Genomic DNA, 20,474 nt, shown 5'->3' on the forward strand with positions numbered 1-20,474 from the left:
ACCAAGAGCAGGTCCGCGCGAGCAGTCCGCGACACACACAGATCATCGAGGCGGCGGGTGGAGAATAATTTCTAAAGGAATTCCGATTAACGTCCTTCGGAAGGGGAAGTTCATGCAGAACGCAATACTGATTCTTGCCGCCGCAACCGTCGTGATCTGCTCACCGGTTCTCGCATTGGTTGCTCAGGGCCGGCCCACTGCCGGTGATGTCGCCTTGGTGATTGCGCCCCCCTGGGGCAAATCCGCGGGCGACATCGTGACAGGCGCGGGGCTGCAAGATGTCACGCCAGAACGCGCTCCCATTGGTGCTCTTGTTTTGCTCGAGACGCCAGACAGCATTGACCGGCTTTATCGTGAAGGGGCCTGGTTGATTACAGACGGAAAGAAAGTTTTGGAACTATGCAAAAGCTAAGAGAGCCGCACGCGGACACCTCAGCCATTGATAGCCCTGCTCGCCCCATTGCAAAGGCGGCGAACAAGCGACGAATTCAGCGGGTCACCAGTTGGCTGCTGGTCCCCCTGCCTGCCGCGGCCGCGTATTTTGTCAACGGGCTCCCCCTCTGGTGGGCCTTTGCCGCGCTGAGCCTTGTGCTCGGTGCCATGGCCTGGGTCTCCCGCAAACTGCCGGAGTCGACGCGCGATTACCTGCTGAGTTTCTGCTTCATCGCCCACTGTATCTTGCTCACCGCCTCGCTCAGCGGTCACGCGTGGCAGCTTGATACGCATATGATGTTCTTTGCCGCCCTGGCCATCGTATCGACCCTTTCAAGTCCGCGCGCGCTGATCTTTGCAACGGTTCTGATCGCGCTGCACCACATTTCATTCAGCGTCCTGATGCCCTCTCTCGTCTATCCGGGTGGCGGCATTGCCGAGAACCTGCAACGCACTGTGATGCATGCGGTGATCGTGCTTCTGGAAGCCGGTGTTCTGCTGCTCAGCATGCTCAGGAGCCTTGCCGCCGACACGGAGCTGAAAACCCAGCAGAGCGCGGCCGAACATCAGGCGCAAGCGGCAGAACGCGCCGAAGCCCTCGCGATGCAAAGCCACAAGAACGCCGAGCGCGTCGTCAGCATCGTCGGCGATCATCTGCGTGAACTCGCCGCCGGGCGGCTGGATTGCAAGATCGACACCTCTTTCCCACAGGAATATGCGCAGCTTCAGGAGAGCTTCAATTCCACCGTCGATACGCTGAAAGGCACCATCGAACAGGTCAAAGACGCCACCTATCGCCTCAGCAAAGGCGCGACGGACATCGATCAGGCCTCTGAAAATCTCTCCAACCGCACCGAAAGCCAGGCCGCGACGCTGGAGCAATCCGTGGCCGCCCTCGAAGAACTGACCACTTCCGTCAAATCTTCGGCCGAAGGCGCGCTCAGCGTTCAGCGCACGATGGATGATGCCCGCTCCGAAGCCGTAAGCAGCGGTGGCGTCGTGAAGGATGCGGTCTCCGCCATGAGCGCGATCGAGGACTCCTCCTCCCAGATTGCGCGCAACATCAGCGTGATCGACGACATCGCCTTCCAGACCAACCTGCTGGCGCTCAATGCCGGGGTCGAGGCCGCCCGTGCGGGCGAGGCCGGCAAAGGCTTTGCCGTGGTCGCCGCCGAGGTGCAGGCGCTTGCGCAGCGGTCGGCTGATGCCGCAACCGAGATCAAGAGCCTGATCTCGCAGAGTTCCCAGCACGTTGATCACGGGGTTGATCTGGTGGGTCAGGCTGGCGAGGCGATCGAGAAGATCGTTGAACGCGTCGAGCAGATCTCTGAACTTGTGTCGGGCATCGCCACCAGCGCGGCAGAGCAGTCTTCCGGGCTGGGCGAGATCAACACCGGGATGAGCCAGCTGGATCAGGTGACCCAGCAGAATGCGGCCATGGTGGAACAGGTCAGCGCAGCCAGTCATCTGCTGCATTCGGACTCAAAGCGGCTTGCACAGTTGATGGCGCATTTCGAGACGGGCGCCGCCGACCAGACCCAAAGCGCCGCTGCGGCCTGAGGTCTCTCGTCCTTGTGCAAGGGGCGCGCCGTGCGCCTCCCGGCACCTGTCCATCAAGCGAATTCAAAAGAAGGGGCCAACAGGCCCCTTCTTTTGATCTGCCCGTCCACTGCTGGATGGAACAGGCCTGCGAGGTCCCGGCGCGCGCAAGGCCCCCACCCCAGTATGGTCAAGTCTGCAGATGCCGCACGCGATTGTCCGTCTCCACCGCCCCGATGCGCCAGCTGCAACGCCAGCCCCCCCTTAGGCCCAACAGCCGTTGTTTCACCCCAGCGCGCGCCCCGGGCAATGTGAGGCAAAGAGCCCTCAAAAGGACACGCGATATGAAAATCGGCTTTATCGGCCTCGGCAATGTGGGGGGCAAGCTTGCTGGCAGCCTGCTGCGCAACGGCTTTGATCTCACGGTCTATGATCTCAACCCTGATCTGGTTGCGGAATACGTCGAAAAAGGCGCGCAGCCCGGCACCGGGCCCTTGGCGATCATGCGGGCCTGCGACGCCGTCATCACCTGCCTGCCCTCGCCCGCCGCCTGCGCCACCGTGGTCGAGGAGATGCTGCCCGCAGTGGACAGCTCCAAGATCTGGATGGAGATGTCGACCACCGACGCCGCCGAGGTCAAACGGCTGGCGGCCCTTGTCTCTGAACGGGGCGGCAGTGCGATGGAATGCCCCGTGTCTGGTGGCTGTCATCGCGCCGACACCGGCAATATCTCGATTTTTGCAGGCTGCGACCGCGCGACATTCGAACGCATGCTGCCGACCCTGACGACCCTCGGGCGACGCGTGCTGCACACCGGCGACATCGGCAGCGCCTCCATTCTCAAGGTGATGACCAACTATCTTGCGACGGCGAACCTGCTGACCTGTTGCGAGGCGCTGGTGACGATGAAGGCCGCGGGCATTGATCTCAATACCACCTATGAAGCGATGAAGATCTCCTCCGGGACCTCCTTCGTGCATGAAACCGAAAGCCAGGTGATCCTGAACGGGTCGCGCGACATCTCATTCACGATGGATCTGGTGAAAAAGGACATCAGCCTGTTCCAGACCATCGCCGACGCCCATGGGGTGCCACTGGAAATCAGCCCGCTGCTGGTGGAGATCTTCACCGATGGGATCGCCAGGTTTGGCGAACGCGAGCTCTCCCCAAATATCATCCGCCGCCTCGAAGAGGCCACGGGGCTGTCGATCACCGCACCGGGCTTTCCTGCGGAAATGGTCGATGATGAGCCCGAAGAACCGGGGTATGAGGTTGTGCCAACCGGACTCTCCGCCCCGCTCGCCAAGGCGCCAGCCGGGTAGCGCACCTCTCTGTTGGGGCTCAACCCATCCATCGTGGCGCGTGTCTGAAAACGTGCGGAGCCCTCCCGGCACGCCCTTCTAAAGTCCTCGCGCGTGATCCTGTGCAGCGCGGGGTGGGCGCGGCCTTGTGCCAGTCGACCGAGTTGATTTCTGTTGTCTCATTTGGGCTTGTCGCGTGTCAGGCGCGCGCCCATGATGGGCGCAAACAACAACCGGAGCCCCCATGCGCAGGCTGCCCCATGTCACCTGGCTTCGCTCCTTCGAGGCCGCCGCCCGTCACAGTTCCTTCAGCGCCGCAGCCGAAGAGTTGCACCTGACCCCCGCCGCAGTGAGCCAGCAAATCCGGCAGCTCGAACACCACCTCGGGTTTCAGCTCTTCAAACGCCTGCCCAAAGGGGTAGAGCTGACCGACATTGGCCAGGCCTATGCGATCCCGGTGCGCAAGTCGTTTGTGCAGATGCAAGAAGCCACGGATGGGCTGTTTCGGGTTCAGAGCAAATCCGTGCTGCGCGTGCGCTGCTCGATCAGCTTTGCGGCGCTGATCCTGGCACCGCTCCTGCGCGACTTCGCCGAAATCCATCCCGACATCGACGTCGAACTCTCGACCGCAGTTTGGTCGGATCGGATGGAGGGCGCCGGGGTGGATCTCGATATTCGCTACGGCGCCGCCTGCTGGCCGGAGCAAAACGTCCACCCGCTTCCGGTCGAAGAGGCCACGTTGGTCTGCCACCCGGACTATGCCGCGCAGCTTGGCAGCGCGCTTGATCCGGCATGGCTCGGGGCAGCGGACATTGTGCAGATCGTGGGCTCCGAGACCGATTGGGACCGCTATCTGCGGCTCTGCGGGATCGATACGCCGCGCCCGCGACACTGGATGAAGGCCGATTCCTCGCTGATCGCCCTGCAGATCCTGTCGGCGGGGCGCGGCTGCGCCCTGATTTCGCGCAGTTTCGCCCGTCAGGCGCTCAGCGAGGGACGCCTGGTTGCGCCTTTTGATCTGAGCCTGCCGATGCAGGAGAGCTTTGTTCTGGTCGAGCGCGACGACCTGAGGGAAAACCCGGGTCTGCGCAAACTTGTGGACTGGCTGCTGACGCAGAGGCTCTAGACGGTCGCGGCCGCCTTGCGGACCCAATCGACAAACAGAAGCGTGTCCTGCGAGGGCGTCGTGGGCATGGTGACAAAATAGCTCGTCCCGAGATCCAGCGCGCCATCGGGCCAGGCCCGGAGGGCGCCGTCGCGTTCCGCCTGACCGGTGATCGAGCGCCAGCCCAGCATAAGCCCGCGCCCATCATAGATCGCCTGCGCCGCCTGGACGTAATTGTTAAAGATCTGTCCGCCCCCGCGCGGACGCTGAATACCGCGAGCCTGAAGATAATCTTCCCAACCCGCCCAGTGGTCATTGTGCGGATTGCGCACATGGATCAACGGCGCCTCAGCCAATGTGGCGCCCTCCGCAAGAAGGCGCTCCACCAGTGCCGGCGCGCCAACCGGGCAGATCACCTCAGCAAAGAGCTTCTCCGTGCGCCCTTCGCGCCAGCCGCCCCGGCCATAGCGAAGCGCCACATCTATCCCTGGGCTCAGCACCGGAAGATCGGTTGCCGGGGCTTGCACGTTGACCGTAAGCTCCGGGTAGTCCGCATAAAACATTGGCAATTTCGGCATCAACCAATAGGTCGCCATGCCCAATGTGCATGAAACCGTTACCTGCCGTTCGCCAATGGCATGCAGGGCACGGATGTCTTCGAGCGTGGCCGCAATCCGGCCAAGCCCCTCGCGTACCGCCCGCGAGAGCATCTCTCCGGCGTCGGTCAGACGCGCCGGGCGCACACTGCGATCAAAGAGCGCCACGCCCACGTGATCCTCCAGCGCCTTGAGCGCCTGACTGACCGCCGGTTGGGTCACATTGAGCCGCTGCGCAGCATCGCGCATCGACCCGTGACGCGAGATCGCCTCAAAGGTCACAAGCAGGCGCAAAGGGGGTAGATGATCCATCTCTAACTTAATCCTTAGATTAAGTTATCTTCACCCGAAACAGGCTGTCGTCAAGCCCTCCCGTGGTGAAATACTGCGGCAAAGACACTCCTCAGGAAAGGCAATCCAGCCATGAATGATCTCAGCTCTCCCCCCACGGTTGCGACCATTGCGGGCCTTGGTGACAAAGGTCTCGATATTACCCTGGCCGACGGCGCGACCCATTATTTCAATTACTACTGGCTGCGCGACAACTGCCCCAGCTCCTTTAGCGCCATGACCCGCGAGCGCAGCTTTGACATCTTTCATCTGGAGACCGCCCCACGCGCAAGAACGGCCGAGATTGACGGGGACGCGCTGGTGATCGACTGGCAGGACGAAGACCACATCACCCGCATGCCGCTCTCTTGGCTCAATGCCTATGCGGGTGGGCAGCGCCGCCCCGACCCAGCCGATCTGTCGCGCGTGGCCTGGTTTGGCGATCACTACCCATCGGTGCCGCGGTTCTCGCAGCCCGATCTGGTCTCGGATGACGCGACCCGCGCCAAATGGATCGAGGCGATGCTGGTGCATGGTTTCACGATCGTGACCGACATGCCCGACAGCGATGCGGCGCTCACCCAGACGGCAGAGCTCATGGGCTTTGTGCGGCCCACCTTCTTTGGCACCTATTTTGATGTCAAAACCCACATCAACCCCACCAATACCGCCTATACTGCGGGCGCACTAGAGCTGCACACCGACACCCCGGCCGAGGAATTTGCGCCGGGTATCCAGTTCCTCCATTGCCGCATCAACACGGTTGACGGTGGCGAGAGCCTCTATGCCGATGGGGTGGCGGTGGCCAATGACTTTCGCAAGCGCGACCCAGAGGGCTTCAGGCTTCTCAGCGAAGTGCCGATCCCGTTTTACTGCGAACACGACACTTATGATGCGCGCTCGCGCCAATATGTGATCGAGCTGGATCAACACGGCGAAGTCGAGGGGCTCACGATCAGTCAGCATATGGCCGATATTTTCGACCTCGATCAGAAACTGCTCGATGACTACTACCCCGCGTTCTGCCGCTTTGGTCGGATGCTGCAGGAAGAGAAATACATGATGCGCTTTTTGATGAAGGGCGGTGAATGCATGGTCTTTGACAACCATCGCATCGTGCATGGCCGCGCCGCCTATACCGCCTCCAGTGGTGACCGGTATCTGCGCGGCTGCTACGTGGATCGCTCCGAGATGCGCTCCACCTATCGTGCATTGGTCAGCGAAGGACGGTTCAAGGCATGACCCTCACACGCGCCCTCCCCGATGCCGAGGCCCAGTTGCGGACCGATCTCGCAGATGCCTTTCGGATCTGTCACATGCTGGGCTGGTCCGAAAGTGTCGGCAACCACTTCAGCGCGGCCGTCTCCGCTGACGGGCAGTCATTCCTGCTCAACGCCAAGTGGCAGCACTTCGACACCATCGCGCCCGAGGATCTGCTGCTTTTGGACAGCCGCACCGCAGAGACGCCCCCCGATGTCGATGCCTCGGCCTGGTGCGTGCATGGCACTCTGCACCGCCGCCTGCCCGATGCGCGCGTGGTGCTGCATGCCCATTCGCCCTATGCAACGGCGCTGGCCTGCCTCGAGGATCCCACCATGGTTCCAATCGACAACAATACCGCCCGCTTTTACGGGCGCACCGCCTATGACATGTCCTTTGGCGGCATTGCGGATGCCACCGAGGAAGGCGAACGCCTGGCGGAGGCGCTTGGCGACAAATCCGTGCTGGTGATGGGAAATCACGGGGTCAGCATCGTGGGCGACACCGTGGCAGAGGCGTTCGAGGATCTCTACTTCTTTGAAAAGGCTGCGCAAACACTGATTCTCGCCCGCTCCACCGGGGCACGCCTCGCGGTCCTCACGGATGCTGTGGCCCAGAACACCGCCGATGGCTGGCGCGCCTATCAGGGGATGGCGGCCAAACATTTTGCCTATCTGCGCAGCAGGTTGCCGCCCCTGCCCGGCTGACCTGACCCAAAGGGCCTCGCCTCGCCTTGGCAAAACTGAACGGAGCGCGCCTGCCCCGCCGCAATTTCTGCCGGGCAGGCGTTTTAACGAATGCCGCGCGCAGCGCACACTGGGCCCCCGACCCCGCGCGCCCTGTCCAAACTGCCGAATATTCGCTCAGTGCTATCAGCCCATCACCACCCGCAGGGTTTCGGGATCGACCTCCTGACCGTCCTCATCAAGCAGCGCGACGCGCACTGCACCGGTCTTGCCCTTTGGCGCAAAATGCACCGACGGCGTGGTGCTTTGCTCTGTATCCCACCATTGTTTCATCGCCAGGAACGTCAGCGCGAGATCGCGACCGCGCTCCGTCAGCCGGTAGCCATGCCGCGCCCGCGCCCCGTTCTCGCGATACTCGAACCGGCAGAGCAAACCAGCCTCGACCAGCTTGGCAAGACGGTTTGACAGGATCGAGCGCGGCACTCCGATGTCTTCCTGCATATCGGCAAAGCGCACCACGCCATAAAACGCCTCGCGCAGGATCAACAGCGTCCAGCGATCGCCCAGGATGTCCGCGGCCTGCGCGAGACCACAGCGGTCCATCCGAACGGGTGCGCGCGCACGCACAGAAGGGTCGACCACGGGTGTCTGGCTGGCGGGAGGAGGCACATCTGAGTTTGACATATGGACTTAGGCTCTCTACGCGACAATCTGAGTACATAATTTAGACCGAGGAGCCCCATATGACCACCCGCTTCATCCCCGCCACGCCCGCCGCGCGCCCCATCGACCAGGATGACCCGCTTGAGGATTTCGAGCGCCGCGAGGTCGCGCTTCTCGGCCTCACCAAGACGGTCTATGTGGCGGGCGCGGGTCCCGCGGTGATCGTGATGCACGAGCTGCCGGGGATCTCGCCGCAAGTGGCCCGCTTTGCGCGATGGGTCAGGGAGGCCGGCTTCACCGTCTACATGCCCTCGCTTTTTGGGCGCGATGGCGCCGTCGCACAGGCCGACGAAGGCGCAGAGGTCTTTAAACGAGTCTGCATCTCGCGCGAGTTTCGGGTCATGGCGGGGATGGGCACCAGCCCGGTTGTGGCATGGCTGCGCGCCCTCGCCAGCGAGGCTCATGAGGCCTGTGGCGGTATCGGCGTCGGCGCCGTTGGCATGTGCCTCACTGGAAACTTCGCGCTCTCGATGATGATCGAACCCGCCATGCAGGCCCCCGTGCTCTGCCAGCCATCGCTCCCGCTTGACGATCCGGGCGCCATTGCCATGAGTGACGAAGAAGCCGCCGCCGTCCGCGCACGCATGGATCAGGACGATCTGACCGCACAGCTCTACCGGTTCGAAGGGGACAGCTTCTGCCGCGCGGAGCGGCTCGCGGCCTATTTCGACCGGTTTGGGGACCGCCTCACGGAGAAAACCCTGCCCGACAGCGCCGCCAATCCGTCTCCCGCGCCCTTCTTCAACGCCCATGTGCCAACACCGCATTCGGTTGTCACACAGCACCTGATCGATGCAGCCGGAACAGAAACCGTCAAGGCCGTCGAGGAGATTATCGCGTTTCTGCGCAGCCGGTTGCACCCCTGATGCCCCGCTGACCCACAGCCCCGCTGACACCGGGCGTGCAAAACACCGTGCCGGTATGACACGCCCAATTCGCCCGGCGCAACCTTTGGGGCCAGCGATCTGGAACGAGACCTCGACCTCAAGCAGCAGCGGACGGCAGATGCCCCGGCAGGGTAAAGCGGATCACCGCACCGGGCTGGTCTTCATTGTTGCGCGCGTCAATCGTTCCGCCGCGCGCCCTCACCAGTCGGTGAACCCCCAGCAGACCAAAGCCACCATCGGTGCGCAGGGTCCCGGTATTCAGGAGCAGCGCGGCAGGATCACGCAGGCCGGGGCCATTGTCCTTCACTTCGACGGCATAGAAATCATCCGGTTCGGCCGAGAGGCTAATGTCCACATGCAAGGGGCTGCCGTCTGCCCTACGACCGTATTTCAACGCGTTGTCGATCAGATTGCGCAGAACAATAAGCGTGGCCGCCCGATCGCCTACCACCTGATCGCCGCTGATGTTGCACACACAGCGCCCCATCGGGTCGAGCAGGGCAAGCACCTCGTTCACCAGATCGCGAAAGGAGAACGCCCGCACGTCCGATTGCGTGGTGGTCGCCTGCGCATGGGCCAGAATGTCAGAGATAAGTTGCGTTGCCCGCGTGCCGATCTGTTCCAGCATGTCGATCAGTTCGAGCTTGCCATCGCCCATGTCTTCAAAATCTTCGCGCAGCATCTCGGCAATCGTTCTGACATGGCGCATCGGCGTGCGAAGATCATGGGCTGCGAGGCTGACGAAATCCTCGATCTCGGCATGAAACATTTCGGCCCCGAGCTGCAGGTTTTGAAGGTGTCCAAGGCCGGAAATATCCTTGGTGGTGCCAACGATATGCGTCACACGACCGAAATCGTCGAGACAGGGACGCAATGTGACCTCGATCCGATGCTCTGCGCCGTGGAGCGGCAGATGCGCCTGATAGGTAAACGGCCTGCCCTCGCGCAGCACCCGAAGATGGTGGCCATAGATGGTCTCGCCATAGCGCCCCGGAAAGAGATCCCGTATCGTCAGCCCCAGGACCTCCGCTTCGCGTCGCTGGATATGACCAAGCGCATATCTGTTGAATGCGGTATAGCGCGGAATCCCCTCGGCATCCGGCTCTAGGACAAAGACAGCCTGCTCCACCTGATCGAGCAGGCGTTTCTGTTCGAGAGACATGGGCAGATGTCCTCCTTCAAAACCAACGCCAGCGAGGAGGCCGTGCCCCAGGGTGTGAGGCGCGTCTTTTGGTAACCAAAAACACAGACGCACAACGTCTCGCACCGATCACGATAGGCGATCATACCTAAGAAAAGGTGACTCTCTGCCATGTGACGCGCACCGGCGGGGTTGCGGTTGACCACTAGCAGAAGAACCGCTGGCGAGACCATCGCCCGCGATCCGGCGACACTGACCTCCAAGACGTCACCCGAGATCTTCAGGCAATGGGCTACCGGGTTGCAGCGCGCGTCTTATCAGCGGCGGAAGTCGGCGGGACGCATACCCGTGAAGGCTGTTCATTCTGGCCCACGCCGACGTTCAAGAGCTCAGGCAATCGCGCTTGCATCGCTGGGGGCCCGGAGGGGATCCAGTTCAAGACCGATCAGAACCAGACCGGCTCACAGATCGGGATCAAGACCGCCGCAACCGCCTGGACGCTCATGTGGGACTTGATGATGGCGGCGGGTTGGACCCCTCAGCGGTTCCGGTCTTCCCACCGCTTCCGGGTGATTTTGCTGAATGGGGAGAAATACTCGGATCATCCCCTAACCTTAAACCCTGCCTTCACGGACTGGATGATGGGGTGGCCTTCGGGCTGGACCGATCCGCTGCAGCCGGTAACGGGGTGGTGCCAATGGCTGCGGCACGCGCGTACCTTGATCTGAAAAAGGCCCTCGCTTGAAGCAACCCTTTGAAGGGGCTTAAACGCCCCTTCAATCCCGCCTCAACCCAAAAACTGGTTGCTGTAAAAAAGTCTGTAAATCACTGCAAAAAAGTCCGTCACGCTACAACAGCTACATCCACGTTCGCAAACACAACCGCCCCCACCGTGGGAATTCATGGGACATATGGGAAAGCATGGCACCTAGGCGGGATTTTGGGAAAACGAATCACTTTCATGCGGATTACTTTTGGGAATGACCGCCCAAAAACCCACCCCAAACCAGAACAAAACAAAAACAAATACCGCGCCAACAAAGCGTACCCCAAGAATCGCGGGAAAATAGGGGAAGTTTTCTGACGCCACAAGAAGCCATAGATATAGAAGCATATCACCACGCAAACACTACATCGGGCGACATACGCCCTCGAAATGCGCAGAAAGCCTGTCATCCGCAAGCGCTCAGAGACCCAGCACCCCCGCAACATCCTTAAAAATCCCTTGCGGTACCATGCTTTCCCATAGTATCCATATTTCATCAGATGAACACGAAGAGCACGGGGCACAAAACGACCCCAACGTCACAATACGGCAGGTTTCATACAGGCCTTCGCTTTCATCAAAAAGAGAGATCCGGCGCGCGAGCGAGCAGACATCCCCCCAGGTGGCGCGCGCAGTCGGACACCCCGCAAGGCGGGTCAAGGCGGCGGGTTGATCAGTGGCAGCGGATCAACTCGCCCCTTTTGGTTTCAGGCCCCGCGTTCAGGAGGAACCGGGGAAAACGCGGGACGCGAGAAAGGGCGGCACATTGGGTCGCAGGTTCAGAGGCGAGAGCCACCACAAGGTGGACAGCAAGGGGCGGGTGTCTATCCCAGCTTCCTTTCGCCGTGTGCTGGAAGCCTCCGACCCGAACTGGCAGCCCGGTGACGCGCCCGAACTGGTGATCGTTTATGGCGATCACCGCCGTCAGTACCTCGAATGCTACACAATGGAAGCCATCGAGGAAGTGGACGCCAAGATCGCCGCCCTGCCCCGTGGCTCCAAGGGCCGCAAGATCCTCGAACGCATCTTCAACGGCCAGTCCCTGCCGACCACGGTGGATGAGACGGGCCGCCTTGTGCTTCCGGCCAAACTGCGCCAGAAGATCGACCTCGACAAAGAGGCCTTCTTTATTGCGTCCGGGGACACTTTCCAGATCTGGAAGCCGGAGACCTACGAAGAGGTCGAGATGGCCGAGGCCGAGAAGCTGATGGACGAGCTGCCGGATGACTTCGATCCCCTTGAATTCCTAGACGGCGCCGGAGGCGCATAAGATATGACGGACCGCACCGCTGCCCCCTCCGGTCCCCACATTCCTGTCCTGCTGAAGCCGCTCCTTGCAGCGGTGGCGCCGGTCACGGGCCGCTGGCTCGATGGCACCTTTGGCGCGGGCGGCTATACCAAGGGCCTTCTGGCTGCGGGGGCCGATCAGGTCATCGGCGTCGACCGTGATCCGCTGGCGTTTGAGATGGCGCAGCCGTGGGCGGCAGAGTATGGCGACCGGCTGGTGCTGCAGCAGGGCGTGTTCTCGCGCATGGATGAATACGCGCAGGAACTCGATGGCGTGGTGCTGGACCTTGGGGTGTCGTCGATGCAGCTGGATCTGGCGGAGCGCGGCTTTTCCTTCATGAAGGAGGGTCCGCTCGATATGCGCATGTCGCAAGATGGCCCCTCAGCGGCGGATCTGGTGGCCGAGCTCAGCGAAGTGCAACTCGCTGATGTTCTTTACAGTTTTGGTGAAGAGCGCGCCTCGCGCCGGATCGCCAAGGCCATCGTGAAGGAACGCGCGCAGGAGCCGATCACCACCACATTGCGTCTGGCCGAAATCATCGAGGGCTGCCTGCCCCGCCCCAAACCCGGCCAGTCTCACCCGGCGACCCGCAGCTTTCAGGCGCTGCGCATCGCGGTGAATGGCGAGTATGAAGAGCTGATGGGTGGGCTTCTGGCCGCCGAACGCGCGCTCAAACCCGGTGGGCTCCTGGCCGTGGTGACCTTCCATTCGGTCGAAGACCGTATGGTCAAACGCTTCTTTCAGCACCGCGCAAACAAGACCGGAAATGCCAACCGATATGCGCCCGCGATGGAAGAGCAGCCCAGCCAGTTTGAGCTTGTGACCCGCAAGGCCGTTGGCCCCGACAAGGACGAGCTGGCGCAAAACCCGCGTTCGCGCTCGGCGCTCTTGCGGGTGGGGCGGCGCACCGATGCCGCTCCGGTGGAGATCACCGCCAAGGAACTGAGCATGCCGCAGTTGAAAGAGACGCGCTGATGAGAACCCTCGCCTATATGATGACGATCCTCGCGGTCTTTGGTCTGGCGTTCTGGGCCTACCGCGAGAATTACGCCACCCAGCAGGTGCTCAAGGAAACCCGCGTCCTGCGCAGTGACATCGCCGATGCGCAGGTGCGCCTGAGCGTGCTGCGCGCCGAATGGGCCTATCTCAACCGTCCCGACCGTTTGCGGGACCTGGCCGAGCTCAACTTTGAGCGCCTTGGCCTGCTGCCACTGCGCCCGGAACAATTTGGACGCGTGGACGAGGTGTCCTTTCCGCCCTCGGGTCTGGTGATCGAAGAAGGCGTCGAGGTCTCCTCTTATGGACAGGAGGCCGATCAATGATCCGCACGCCCCTGCGCCCCCTCGCCCGCATCCTGCCCGCCCGCGCGCGCGGCGAGAACCCCGACCTCATCGAGCGCGAAAACCTCGCCCAGCGCCACAGCGAGATGGAAGCCCGTGCCCGCACCCGCGCCGAGGGGCGTCTTCTGGTGCTCGCGGCCTTTTTTGTCTGCGCCTATGTGGCGATCGGCGGACGGATGGCGATGATGGCCACCTCGGAGCCGGCAGAGCCCGTTTCCGTGAGCGGCAGCGCCATCGCCAACCAGCGCGCCGACATCGTTGACCGCGAAGGCCGCATCCTCGCCACCAATTTCGAGACCTTCTCGCTCTATGCCCAGCCGCCGCAGATGGTGGAGCCGCTGGTGGCGGCGGAAAAACTGGTCTCGATCTTTCCGGATCTCGATCACGAGCGTCTGGTCAAGGATTTCACAGGAAGCCGCAAGTTCCTCTGGATCAAGAAGAAAATCAGCCCCGAGCAAATGCAGGCGGTGCATGACATCGGCGATCCCGGCCTGATGTTTGGCCCGCGCGAGATGCGCCTTTACCCCAACGGCAAGCTCGCCGCACATGTGCTGGGTGGGGCCTCTTTTGGCAAGGAAGGCGTGAACGCCGCCGAGGTGATCGGTGTTGCAGGCGTGGAAAAACAGTTCGATGACTACCTGCGTGACCCGGCCAATGGCGGCAAGCCGCTGGAATTGAGCCTCGATCTCTCGGTGCAGCACGCCACCGAAGAAGTACTCTATGGCGGCATGAAGCTGATGAACGCCAAGGGCGCAACCTCGATCCTGATGGATGTACACACCGGCGAGGTGATCTCGGTGGCCTCGCTGCCCGATTTTGATCCCAACGAGCGCCCACGCCCGCCCACCTCGGGCTTTGACCCGTCCGAAAGCCCGCTCTTCAACCGTGCCGTTCAGGGCGTCTATGAGCTTGGCTCGACCTTCAAGATCTTTGCCGCGGCTCAGGCCATCGAGCTTGGCCTTGTGAACCCGGAAACCGTGATCGACACCCGCGGCCCATTGCGCTGGGGCAAATTCTCCATCCGGGATTTTCGCAACTACGGCAACGAGATGACCGTCTCGCGCATCATCGAAAAGTCCTCCAACATCGGGACCGCGCGGCTCGCGCAGCAGATCGGAGCCGAACGCCAGCGCGCCTTCCTCGGAGAGCTTGGCATGTTGGAGCCGACCCCGTTTGAGATCGTCGAAGCGTCGGGCGGCCAGCCGCTCTTGCCGAGAAACTGGTCGGAGCTGTCGACCATGACCATTTCCTATGGTCACGGGATTTCAACCACGCCGATGCATCTGGCGGCGGGCTATGCGGCCATTGCCAATGGCGGCCGGCTCGTGAAACCCACGATCCTTAAGCAGACCGGCCCCCGCCTCGGGGAGCGCGTGCTCAGCAAAGAGGTTGCCGAGGCTTCACTCGAGATGCTGCGCAGGGTGGTGAGCAGCGGCTCTGCCTCCATGGCCGAGGTCGAAGGCTACAGCGTGGGCGGCAAGACCGGCACCGCTGACAAGCCCAAGCCCCGTGGCGGCTATTACGAAGACAAGGTGATCGCGACCTTTGCCGCCGTTTTCCCCACGGATGCGCCGAAATATGTGCTGATCGTGACCCTGGATGAACCCGAGATCATCGCCTATGGCGAGGACCGCCGCACCGCCGGCTGGACCGCCGCGCCCGTCGCCGCCGAGATGATCGCGCGCCTTGCGCCGCTCCTTGGGCTCAGACCACAGATTGAACCTGCCCGTATCTCTGGTGTAACCCTCACCTCAAACTAACAGGTGGGGACGCCATGACACAGAGACCAGCGCTCAAGCTCAGCCAGTTGGGACTGACCGCAAGAGCGGGCCTGGACCCGCAGATCACGGGGCTTGCGGTGGACAGCCGCGAGGTTGGCGAGGGTTTTGTTTTTGCCGCCCTGCCCGGCACGCGCGTGCATGGTGCAACCTTTGTCGAACAGGTGCTCGATCAGGGCGCGGTGGCCATTCTGACCGACGCCAAGGGCGCCGAGATCGCAGGCGAGGCCATTGCCGCAGCGGGCGCAGCCCTTGTGGTGGCCGAAGACCCGCGGCAGGCGCTCTCGGGTGCAGCGGCGCTCTGGTTTGGCGCCCAGCCCCCGGTGATGGCAGCCGTGACAGGCACCAATGGCAAGACCTCCGTGTCGACCTTCCTGCGCATGATCTGGACCGAGCTTGGCCACAAGGCCGTGAACCTTGGCACCACCGGCATCGAGGGCGCATGGTCACATCCGCTGGCGCATACCACGCCCGAGCCGATCACCCTGCACCGCGCGCTTGCGGCAGCAGCCGAGGCGGGCGTCACCCATGCGGCGATGGAGGCCTCCTCGCATGGGCTGGATCAGCGGCGGCTGGACGGTGTACAGCTCTCGGCGGCGGGTTTCACGAATTTCACCCAGGATCACCTCGACTATCACGAGACCTTTGAGGCCTATTTTGCGGCCAAGGCAGGGCTTTTCCGTCGTGTGCTCTCGGAAGATGGCGTCGCCGTCATCAATATGACCGACCCCAAAGGGGCTGAGATGCGCGCCATTGCTGCCGCCCGCGGGCAGGAGATCATTACGGTTGGGCGCGGTCTGGGTGACATTGCCCTGATGGGTATGCGAGTCGATGCCACCGGGCAGGACATCCGGTTCACATGGCACGACCGCCCCTTTGCCAAGCGGTTGAACCTCATCGGCGGCTTTCAGGCGGAAAACGTGCTGGTGGCGGCGGGTCTGGCGATTGCCAGCGGCGAGGACCCCGAGCAGGTGTTTGACACCCTGCCTCACCTCAGCACGGTGCGCGGGCGGATGCAGCTTGCGGCAACCCGCGACAATGGCGCGACGGTGTTTGTGGATTACGCCCACACCCCCGACGCGGTTGCCACCGCGATCAAGGCGCTGCGCCCGCATGTTCTGGGCCGCCTTGTGGCGATCGTCGGCGCGGGCGGGGATCGCGATGCAACCAAACGCCCCTTGATGGGCGCCGCAGCGCAGGACAATGCCGATGCGGTGATCGTCACCGATGACAACCCCCGCTCTGAAGATCCCGCCGCCATTCGCGCGGCCGTCATGGGCGGCGCGCCGGACGCGCTCAATGTGGGCGACCGCGCCGAAGCGATCCTGCGCGGCGTCGATATGCTCGAGGCTGGCGATGCGCTCCTCATCTGCGGCAAGGGCCATGAGAGCGGCCAGACCATCGGCACCGATGTATTGCCCTTTGACGACGTGGAGCAGGCCAGCATGGCCGTCGCCGCCCTTGACGGGAGAATGGTATGAGCCTTTGGACCGCACAGGAGGCCGCCGCCGCCACCGGAGGACGTGCAACCTCGGACTGGCAGGTGAACGGTATCTCCATCGACACCCGCACTATTGAACCCGGGGATCTCTTTGTGGCGCTCAAGGCGGCCCGCGATGGGCACGACTTTGTGGCGCAGGCCCTGGAAAAAGGCGCCGGAGCGGCGCTGGTGTCGCATATCCCCGAAGGCGTGGCCGAGGATGCCCCGCTCCTGCTGGTGGAGGATGTGCAAACCGCGCTGGAAGCGCTGGGGCGCGCGGGTCGCGCCCGCACAAAGGCGCGCGTGGTGGCGGTGACAGGATCGGTGGGCAAGACCTCAACGAAGGAAATGCTCGCCGCGATGCTCACGCCGCAGGGACGCACCCATGCGGCGGTCGCAAGCTACAACAACCACTGGGGCGTGCCGCTGACACTGGCGCGGATGCCTGCCGACACCGAATATGCCGTGATCGAAATCGGCATGAACCACCCCGGCGAGATCGCGCCGCTCTCGCGTCAGGCCCGCCCGCATGTGGCGCTGGTGACAACCGTGGCTGCCGTACATCTTGAGGCCTTTGAGGATGTGGCGGGGATCGCCCGCGAGAAGGCCGCCATCATCGAAGGGCTGGAACCCGGCGGCATCGCGGTGCTGAACGCCGATCTTGAGGAAACCCCGGTGCTGCGCGACGTGGCACAAGATGCGGGCGTCGCAACGCGCTGGTTTGGCCAGACGAGTGATGACTACTGCCTGCAGGAGGCGCAGCTGTCGGGCGACGTCACGCGCGCGCGGATCGTACAGGCGGAGCGTGAATTTTCGGCCGAGATCCAATCGCTTGGCGTACATTTTGCCATGAACGCCACGGGCGCGCTGGCCGCCATTGAGGCGCTCGGCGCGGATCTGGAACTGGCGCTTGCCGGGCTTCAGGGCTGGTCGCCGGTCAAAGGGCGCGGCGCGCGCTTTACCGTGGGGCTGCCCTCCGGTCCCGTCACGGTGCTGGACGACGCCTATAACGCCAACCCCACATCCATCGGGGCGGCGCTCACGGTTCTTGCCGCGACCCCCACCGAGGGGCGCCGCATCGCCTATCTCGCTGATATGAAAGAACTCGGCCCCGAAGAGGCGCGACTGCACGCGGGCCTGGCCGATCATCCGGCGCTGGCAAAGATTGACGCGGTACATTGCATCGGTCCCCTGATGAAACATCTCTACGCGGCCTTGCCGGAGAACAAGCGCGGCACCTGGGTCGAAACCTCGGCCGAGGCCGCCTCTGCCCTGCCCGCGCAGATCCAAGGGGGCGATGTGGTACTGGCGAAGGGGTCGCTGTCCATGGCGGTGGCCCGCGTGGTTGACGCGATCCGCGAAATCGGTCAAGGCAACGCACCTTCGTGACTCGTAATGATAGACCCACTTAAGACAGGACCCGCACTGGCATGCTTTATTGGTTGACCGCACTGTCGGACGGGGGAGATTTCTTCAACCTCTTCCGCTATATCACCTTCCGCGCAGGCGGGGCCTTTCTGACGGCTCTGATCTTTGGCTTTGTATTTGGCAAACCGCTGATCAACGTGCTGCGCAAACGCCAGGGCAAGGGCCAGCCGATCCGCGACGATGGCCCCGAGGCGCATCTCGCGAAGGTCGGCACCCCCACCATGGGGGGCCTGTTGATCGTCGGGGCGCTGCTGTTTTCCACCCTCATGTGGGCGCGCTGGGACAATCCGTTTGTCTGGCTAGTGCTGTTTGTGACCATGTCCTTTGGGCTCATCGGGTTTGCCGATGACTATGCCAAGGTCTCCAAACAGAACACCAGTGGGGTGTCGGGCAAGGTGCGGCTGCTTTTGGGGTTTGTGATCGCCATCGTGGCCGCGCTCTGGGCGAGCTGGAACCACCCGGCTGAGCTGCAGAACCAGCTGGCGATGCCGGTCTTTAAGGACGTTCTGCTGAACCTCGGCTATCTGTATGTGCCCTTCTGCATCTGCGTGATCGTGGGGGCCGCCAATGCGGTGAACCTCACAGATGGGCTCGATGGGCTTGCGATCATGCCGGTGATGATCGCGGCAGGCACGCTTGGGATCATCGCCTATGCGGTGGGGCGTGTGGATTTCTCGGAATATCTCGATGTGCATTACGTGCCGGGGACAGGCGAGATCCTGATCTTCACCTCGGCGCTCTTTGGCGGGGGTCTTGGCTTCCTGTGGTACAACGCCCCGCCCGCTGCGGTGTTCATGGGCGACACCGGCTCGCTGGCGCTTGGTGGTGCCTTGGGGGCCATTGCGATCTCGACCAAACACGAACTGGTGCTGGCCATCGTCGGCGGGCTCTTTGTGGTCGAAGCGCTATCGGTCATTATTCAGGTGCTCTACTTCAAGCGCACCGGCCGGCGGGTGTTTCTGATGGCCCCGATCCATCACCACTACGAGAAAAAAGGCTGGGCAGAGCCGACCATCGTGATCCGCTTCTGGATCATCTCGCTGATCCTCGCGATGATCGGCCTGGCAACACTGAAGGTGCGCTAACCCACGCTAATTCAGCGCTTGCGGCCTGAGCTGCAGCGTCTGTTTCTCTCTGAGCTATGAAAGCCGCGCGGGGGACACCTTGGCGCGGCTTCGCTTTTAAAGGATGACGGCGCCGCCATAGGGGCGGAGCATCGGCTGACCCCGAAAGGTCAGATCCTGTGAGCCTCAATCGGACCCGCCCTGCACCCAATGAGGGGGTGGTCTCTGGGGGCCGGTCTCCGGTAATATGTCGCGACACCCGCCAGCATAGGGCAATGGGGTGAAAACACCCTGAGCAGAGCGCGCGGTGGGGGCGCAACGGGAAAGGACCTGTTACGGGTTCTCTTCTCGCCGCTTGCACTGAAAAAACGCAACGCGGGACCGGACGCCGATGTTGGGATCGTCTTCAAGCCCCGCGACCAGCGTGTCCAATGTGTGCGCCATCTCGCGGTCATGGCGCAGAGCGATCATCCCATCGAGCGCATGTTTGCGCACGATACTGGCGTGATCTGTCACAGCCCTTTGCAACAGCCCGAGGACGTCGGCGTCGACCGTGATGTCCCGGCTCTGGAATTGCAGTTCCATACGAGAGCGCCCCGAAGGTTTGTCGATCCAGACCTTTCGGCGCTGAGGTAAAGGCCATCTGGCCTTGCCCGACAATAAGATCTGAAGAGCCATCCCCCGGATATGCGGTTGGTGGGCTTTGCGAAAGATCCGCTCAAGCTGGGGGTCAATCTTGGGGGTCTTGCACAGTTCCCGAAACACGACCGTGAGGGCCGCGCCCTCGGATTGAATCACATCGTCAACCAACGCGCTGGCCACGTCGTCTCTTTGGGCGAGTGTCGTGATCCTCCCTGGCCCTGCCTGCGACCAGCGCCCCCAACTGGCAATCCGTGGAAGAGCCGCCCGTATGGCCGGGACAATGACCTCTGCAGATGTCTGAGGCAGTACCCGCGCCAAAGCCTCGTGGGCCGCCTCACGCACCTCATGCACCCAATCATTTGTGCGCCAGAACAGGGCGTAGATGCATCCCGGAGCGCCGACTGAACCGTCAAGCTGTTTGAGTGCCGCTTCGCGCACATATCCATCGTGATGCAAGATGAAGACCTGCGCCAAATCTGGAATCTGTTGCAGCGCCTCAATGTCCCTGTCGCGCAGACGCGCCACTCGCGCGTCATTCATTTCGCCTCGATCTATAGATGAATGAAAGTCAAAAACGGACATCTGCAAAAGCTGCACAGTGAGTGAACTCTCCATCTGCGAGATTTGGTCATACGATGACCAATTCAGGAGAGCTTGCATCCCTCTTTCTTTGATACCTTTATACCTG

The 20,474-nt window shown here is 62.4% G+C and carries 19 protein-coding genes; 15 read left to right on the top strand and 4 right to left on the bottom strand.

Translation table 11 applies throughout. The features are described from left to right. Positions 1-112: 112 nt before the first annotated feature. From TM1040_RS14410 to TM1040_RS14425, 4 genes are all read left to right on the top strand, one after another. A complete protein-coding gene (locus TM1040_RS14410; protein ID WP_011539326.1) occupies positions 113-412 on the top strand; it encodes a hypothetical protein in 300 nt (99 codons plus the stop codon). Next, a complete protein-coding gene (locus TM1040_RS14415; RefSeq protein WP_011539327.1) occupies positions 400-1,992 on the top strand; it encodes a methyl-accepting chemotaxis protein in 1,593 nt (530 codons plus the stop codon). The genes TM1040_RS14410 and TM1040_RS14415 overlap by 13 nt, the downstream gene beginning before the upstream one ends. A 323-nt stretch (positions 1,993-2,315) precedes the next feature. After that, entirely contained in the window at positions 2,316-3,293 is a 978-nt protein-coding gene (locus TM1040_RS14420) for an NAD(P)-dependent oxidoreductase (RefSeq protein ID WP_011539328.1), read from the top strand. Between the two features lie 223 nt (positions 3,294-3,516). Continuing rightward, the gene (locus tag TM1040_RS14425) at positions 3,517-4,398 is read left to right on the top strand and encodes a LysR substrate-binding domain-containing protein (RefSeq protein ID WP_011539329.1); all 882 of its coding nucleotides are present in this window, start codon (positions 3,517-3,519) and stop codon (positions 4,396-4,398) included. On the opposite strand, the gene TM1040_RS14430 is transcribed toward TM1040_RS14425, so the two are convergent. Next, positions 4,395-5,285 carry a LysR family transcriptional regulator gene (locus TM1040_RS14430; RefSeq protein WP_011539330.1) on the bottom strand — a complete coding sequence of 297 codons (891 nt, stop codon included), beginning with the start codon at positions 5,283-5,285 and terminating at the stop codon, positions 4,395-4,397. The two genes, TM1040_RS14425 and TM1040_RS14430, sit on opposite strands and share 4 nt — an antisense overlap. Before the next feature lie 111 nt (positions 5,286-5,396). On the opposite strand from TM1040_RS14430, the gene TM1040_RS14435 reads away from it, so the two are divergent. Both TM1040_RS14435 and TM1040_RS14440 read left to right on the top strand, forming a co-directional pair. Then, the gene (locus TM1040_RS14435) at positions 5,397-6,545 is read left to right on the top strand and encodes a TauD/TfdA family dioxygenase (RefSeq protein ID WP_011539331.1); all 1,149 of its coding nucleotides are present in this window, start codon (positions 5,397-5,399) and stop codon (positions 6,543-6,545) included. Beyond that, positions 6,542-7,270 carry a class II aldolase/adducin family protein gene (locus TM1040_RS14440; protein WP_011539332.1) on the top strand — a complete coding sequence of 243 codons (729 nt, stop codon included), beginning with the start codon at positions 6,542-6,544 and terminating at the stop codon, positions 7,268-7,270. Before TM1040_RS14435 ends, TM1040_RS14440 begins: the two co-directional genes overlap by 4 nt. Before the next feature lie 165 nt (positions 7,271-7,435). Here the strand turns inward: TM1040_RS14440 and TM1040_RS14445 are convergent, their stop codons facing one another. After that, positions 7,436-7,933: a winged helix-turn-helix transcriptional regulator gene (locus TM1040_RS14445; protein ID WP_011539333.1), complete on the bottom strand. Its 498-nt coding sequence runs from the start codon at positions 7,931-7,933 to the stop codon at positions 7,436-7,438. 59 nt (positions 7,934-7,992) lie between these two features. On the opposite strand from TM1040_RS14445, the gene TM1040_RS14450 reads away from it, so the two are divergent. Then, positions 7,993-8,838 (top strand): dienelactone hydrolase family protein, encoded by an 846-nt coding sequence (locus tag TM1040_RS14450; RefSeq protein ID WP_011539334.1) that lies wholly within the window; start codon positions 7,993-7,995, stop codon positions 8,836-8,838. 118 nt (positions 8,839-8,956) lie between these two features. Here TM1040_RS14450 and TM1040_RS14455 read toward each other — a convergent pair whose 3' ends face one another. Further along, positions 8,957-10,021 (bottom strand): PAS domain-containing sensor histidine kinase, encoded by a 1,065-nt coding sequence (locus tag TM1040_RS14455; RefSeq protein WP_011539335.1) that lies wholly within the window; start codon positions 10,019-10,021, stop codon positions 8,957-8,959. Between the two features lie 266 nt (positions 10,022-10,287). Here TM1040_RS14455 and TM1040_RS14460 point away from each other — a divergent pair, with 266 nt between their 5' ends. The 8 genes from TM1040_RS14460 (at position 10,288) to mraY (ending at position 19,165) form a co-directional block, all read left to right on the top strand. Continuing rightward, a complete protein-coding gene (locus TM1040_RS14460) occupies positions 10,288-10,728 on the top strand; it encodes a hypothetical protein (protein ID WP_011539336.1) in 441 nt (146 codons plus the stop codon). Between the two features lie 804 nt (positions 10,729-11,532). Then, entirely contained in the window at positions 11,533-12,036 is a 504-nt protein-coding gene (gene mraZ / locus TM1040_RS14470) for a division/cell wall cluster transcriptional repressor MraZ (protein ID WP_011539339.1), read from the top strand. Between the two features lie 3 nt (positions 12,037-12,039). Beyond that, on the top strand, positions 12,040-13,029 hold the full coding sequence (rsmH, locus tag TM1040_RS14475; RefSeq protein ID WP_011539340.1) for a 16S rRNA (cytosine(1402)-N(4))-methyltransferase RsmH: 990 nt from the start codon (positions 12,040-12,042) through the stop codon (positions 13,027-13,029). Next, complete coding sequence (locus TM1040_RS14480) at positions 13,029-13,376, top strand: cell division protein FtsL (protein ID WP_011539341.1); 348 nt, start codon at positions 13,029-13,031, stop codon at positions 13,374-13,376. Before rsmH ends, TM1040_RS14480 begins: the two co-directional genes overlap by 1 nt. After that, complete coding sequence (locus tag TM1040_RS14485) at positions 13,373-15,154, top strand: peptidoglycan D,D-transpeptidase FtsI family protein (protein WP_011539342.1); 1,782 nt, start codon at positions 13,373-13,375, stop codon at positions 15,152-15,154. The genes TM1040_RS14480 and TM1040_RS14485 overlap by 4 nt, the downstream gene beginning before the upstream one ends. 14 nt (positions 15,155-15,168) lie before the next feature. Continuing rightward, entirely contained in the window at positions 15,169-16,653 is a 1,485-nt protein-coding gene (locus TM1040_RS14490; RefSeq protein WP_011539343.1) for a UDP-N-acetylmuramoyl-L-alanyl-D-glutamate--2,6-diaminopimelate ligase, read from the top strand. Continuing rightward, on the top strand, positions 16,650-18,041 hold the full coding sequence (murF, locus tag TM1040_RS14495) for a UDP-N-acetylmuramoyl-tripeptide--D-alanyl-D-alanine ligase (protein WP_011539344.1): 1,392 nt from the start codon (positions 16,650-16,652) through the stop codon (positions 18,039-18,041). The genes TM1040_RS14490 and murF overlap by 4 nt, the downstream gene beginning before the upstream one ends. 41 nt (positions 18,042-18,082) lie before the next feature. Then, a complete protein-coding gene (mraY, locus tag TM1040_RS14500; protein ID WP_011539345.1) occupies positions 18,083-19,165 on the top strand; it encodes a phospho-N-acetylmuramoyl-pentapeptide-transferase in 1,083 nt (360 codons plus the stop codon). 312 nt (positions 19,166-19,477) lie between these two features. Here mraY and TM1040_RS14505 read toward each other — a convergent pair whose 3' ends face one another. After that, a complete protein-coding gene (locus TM1040_RS14505) occupies positions 19,478-20,326 on the bottom strand; it encodes a hypothetical protein (RefSeq protein WP_193339797.1) in 849 nt (282 codons plus the stop codon). Between the last annotated feature and the right edge of the window lie 148 nt (positions 20,327-20,474).

Origin of the sequence: Ruegeria sp. TM1040 (genome assembly GCF_000014065.1) — a bacterium.
Classification (GTDB): Bacteria; Pseudomonadota; Alphaproteobacteria; order Rhodobacterales; family Rhodobacteraceae; genus Epibacterium.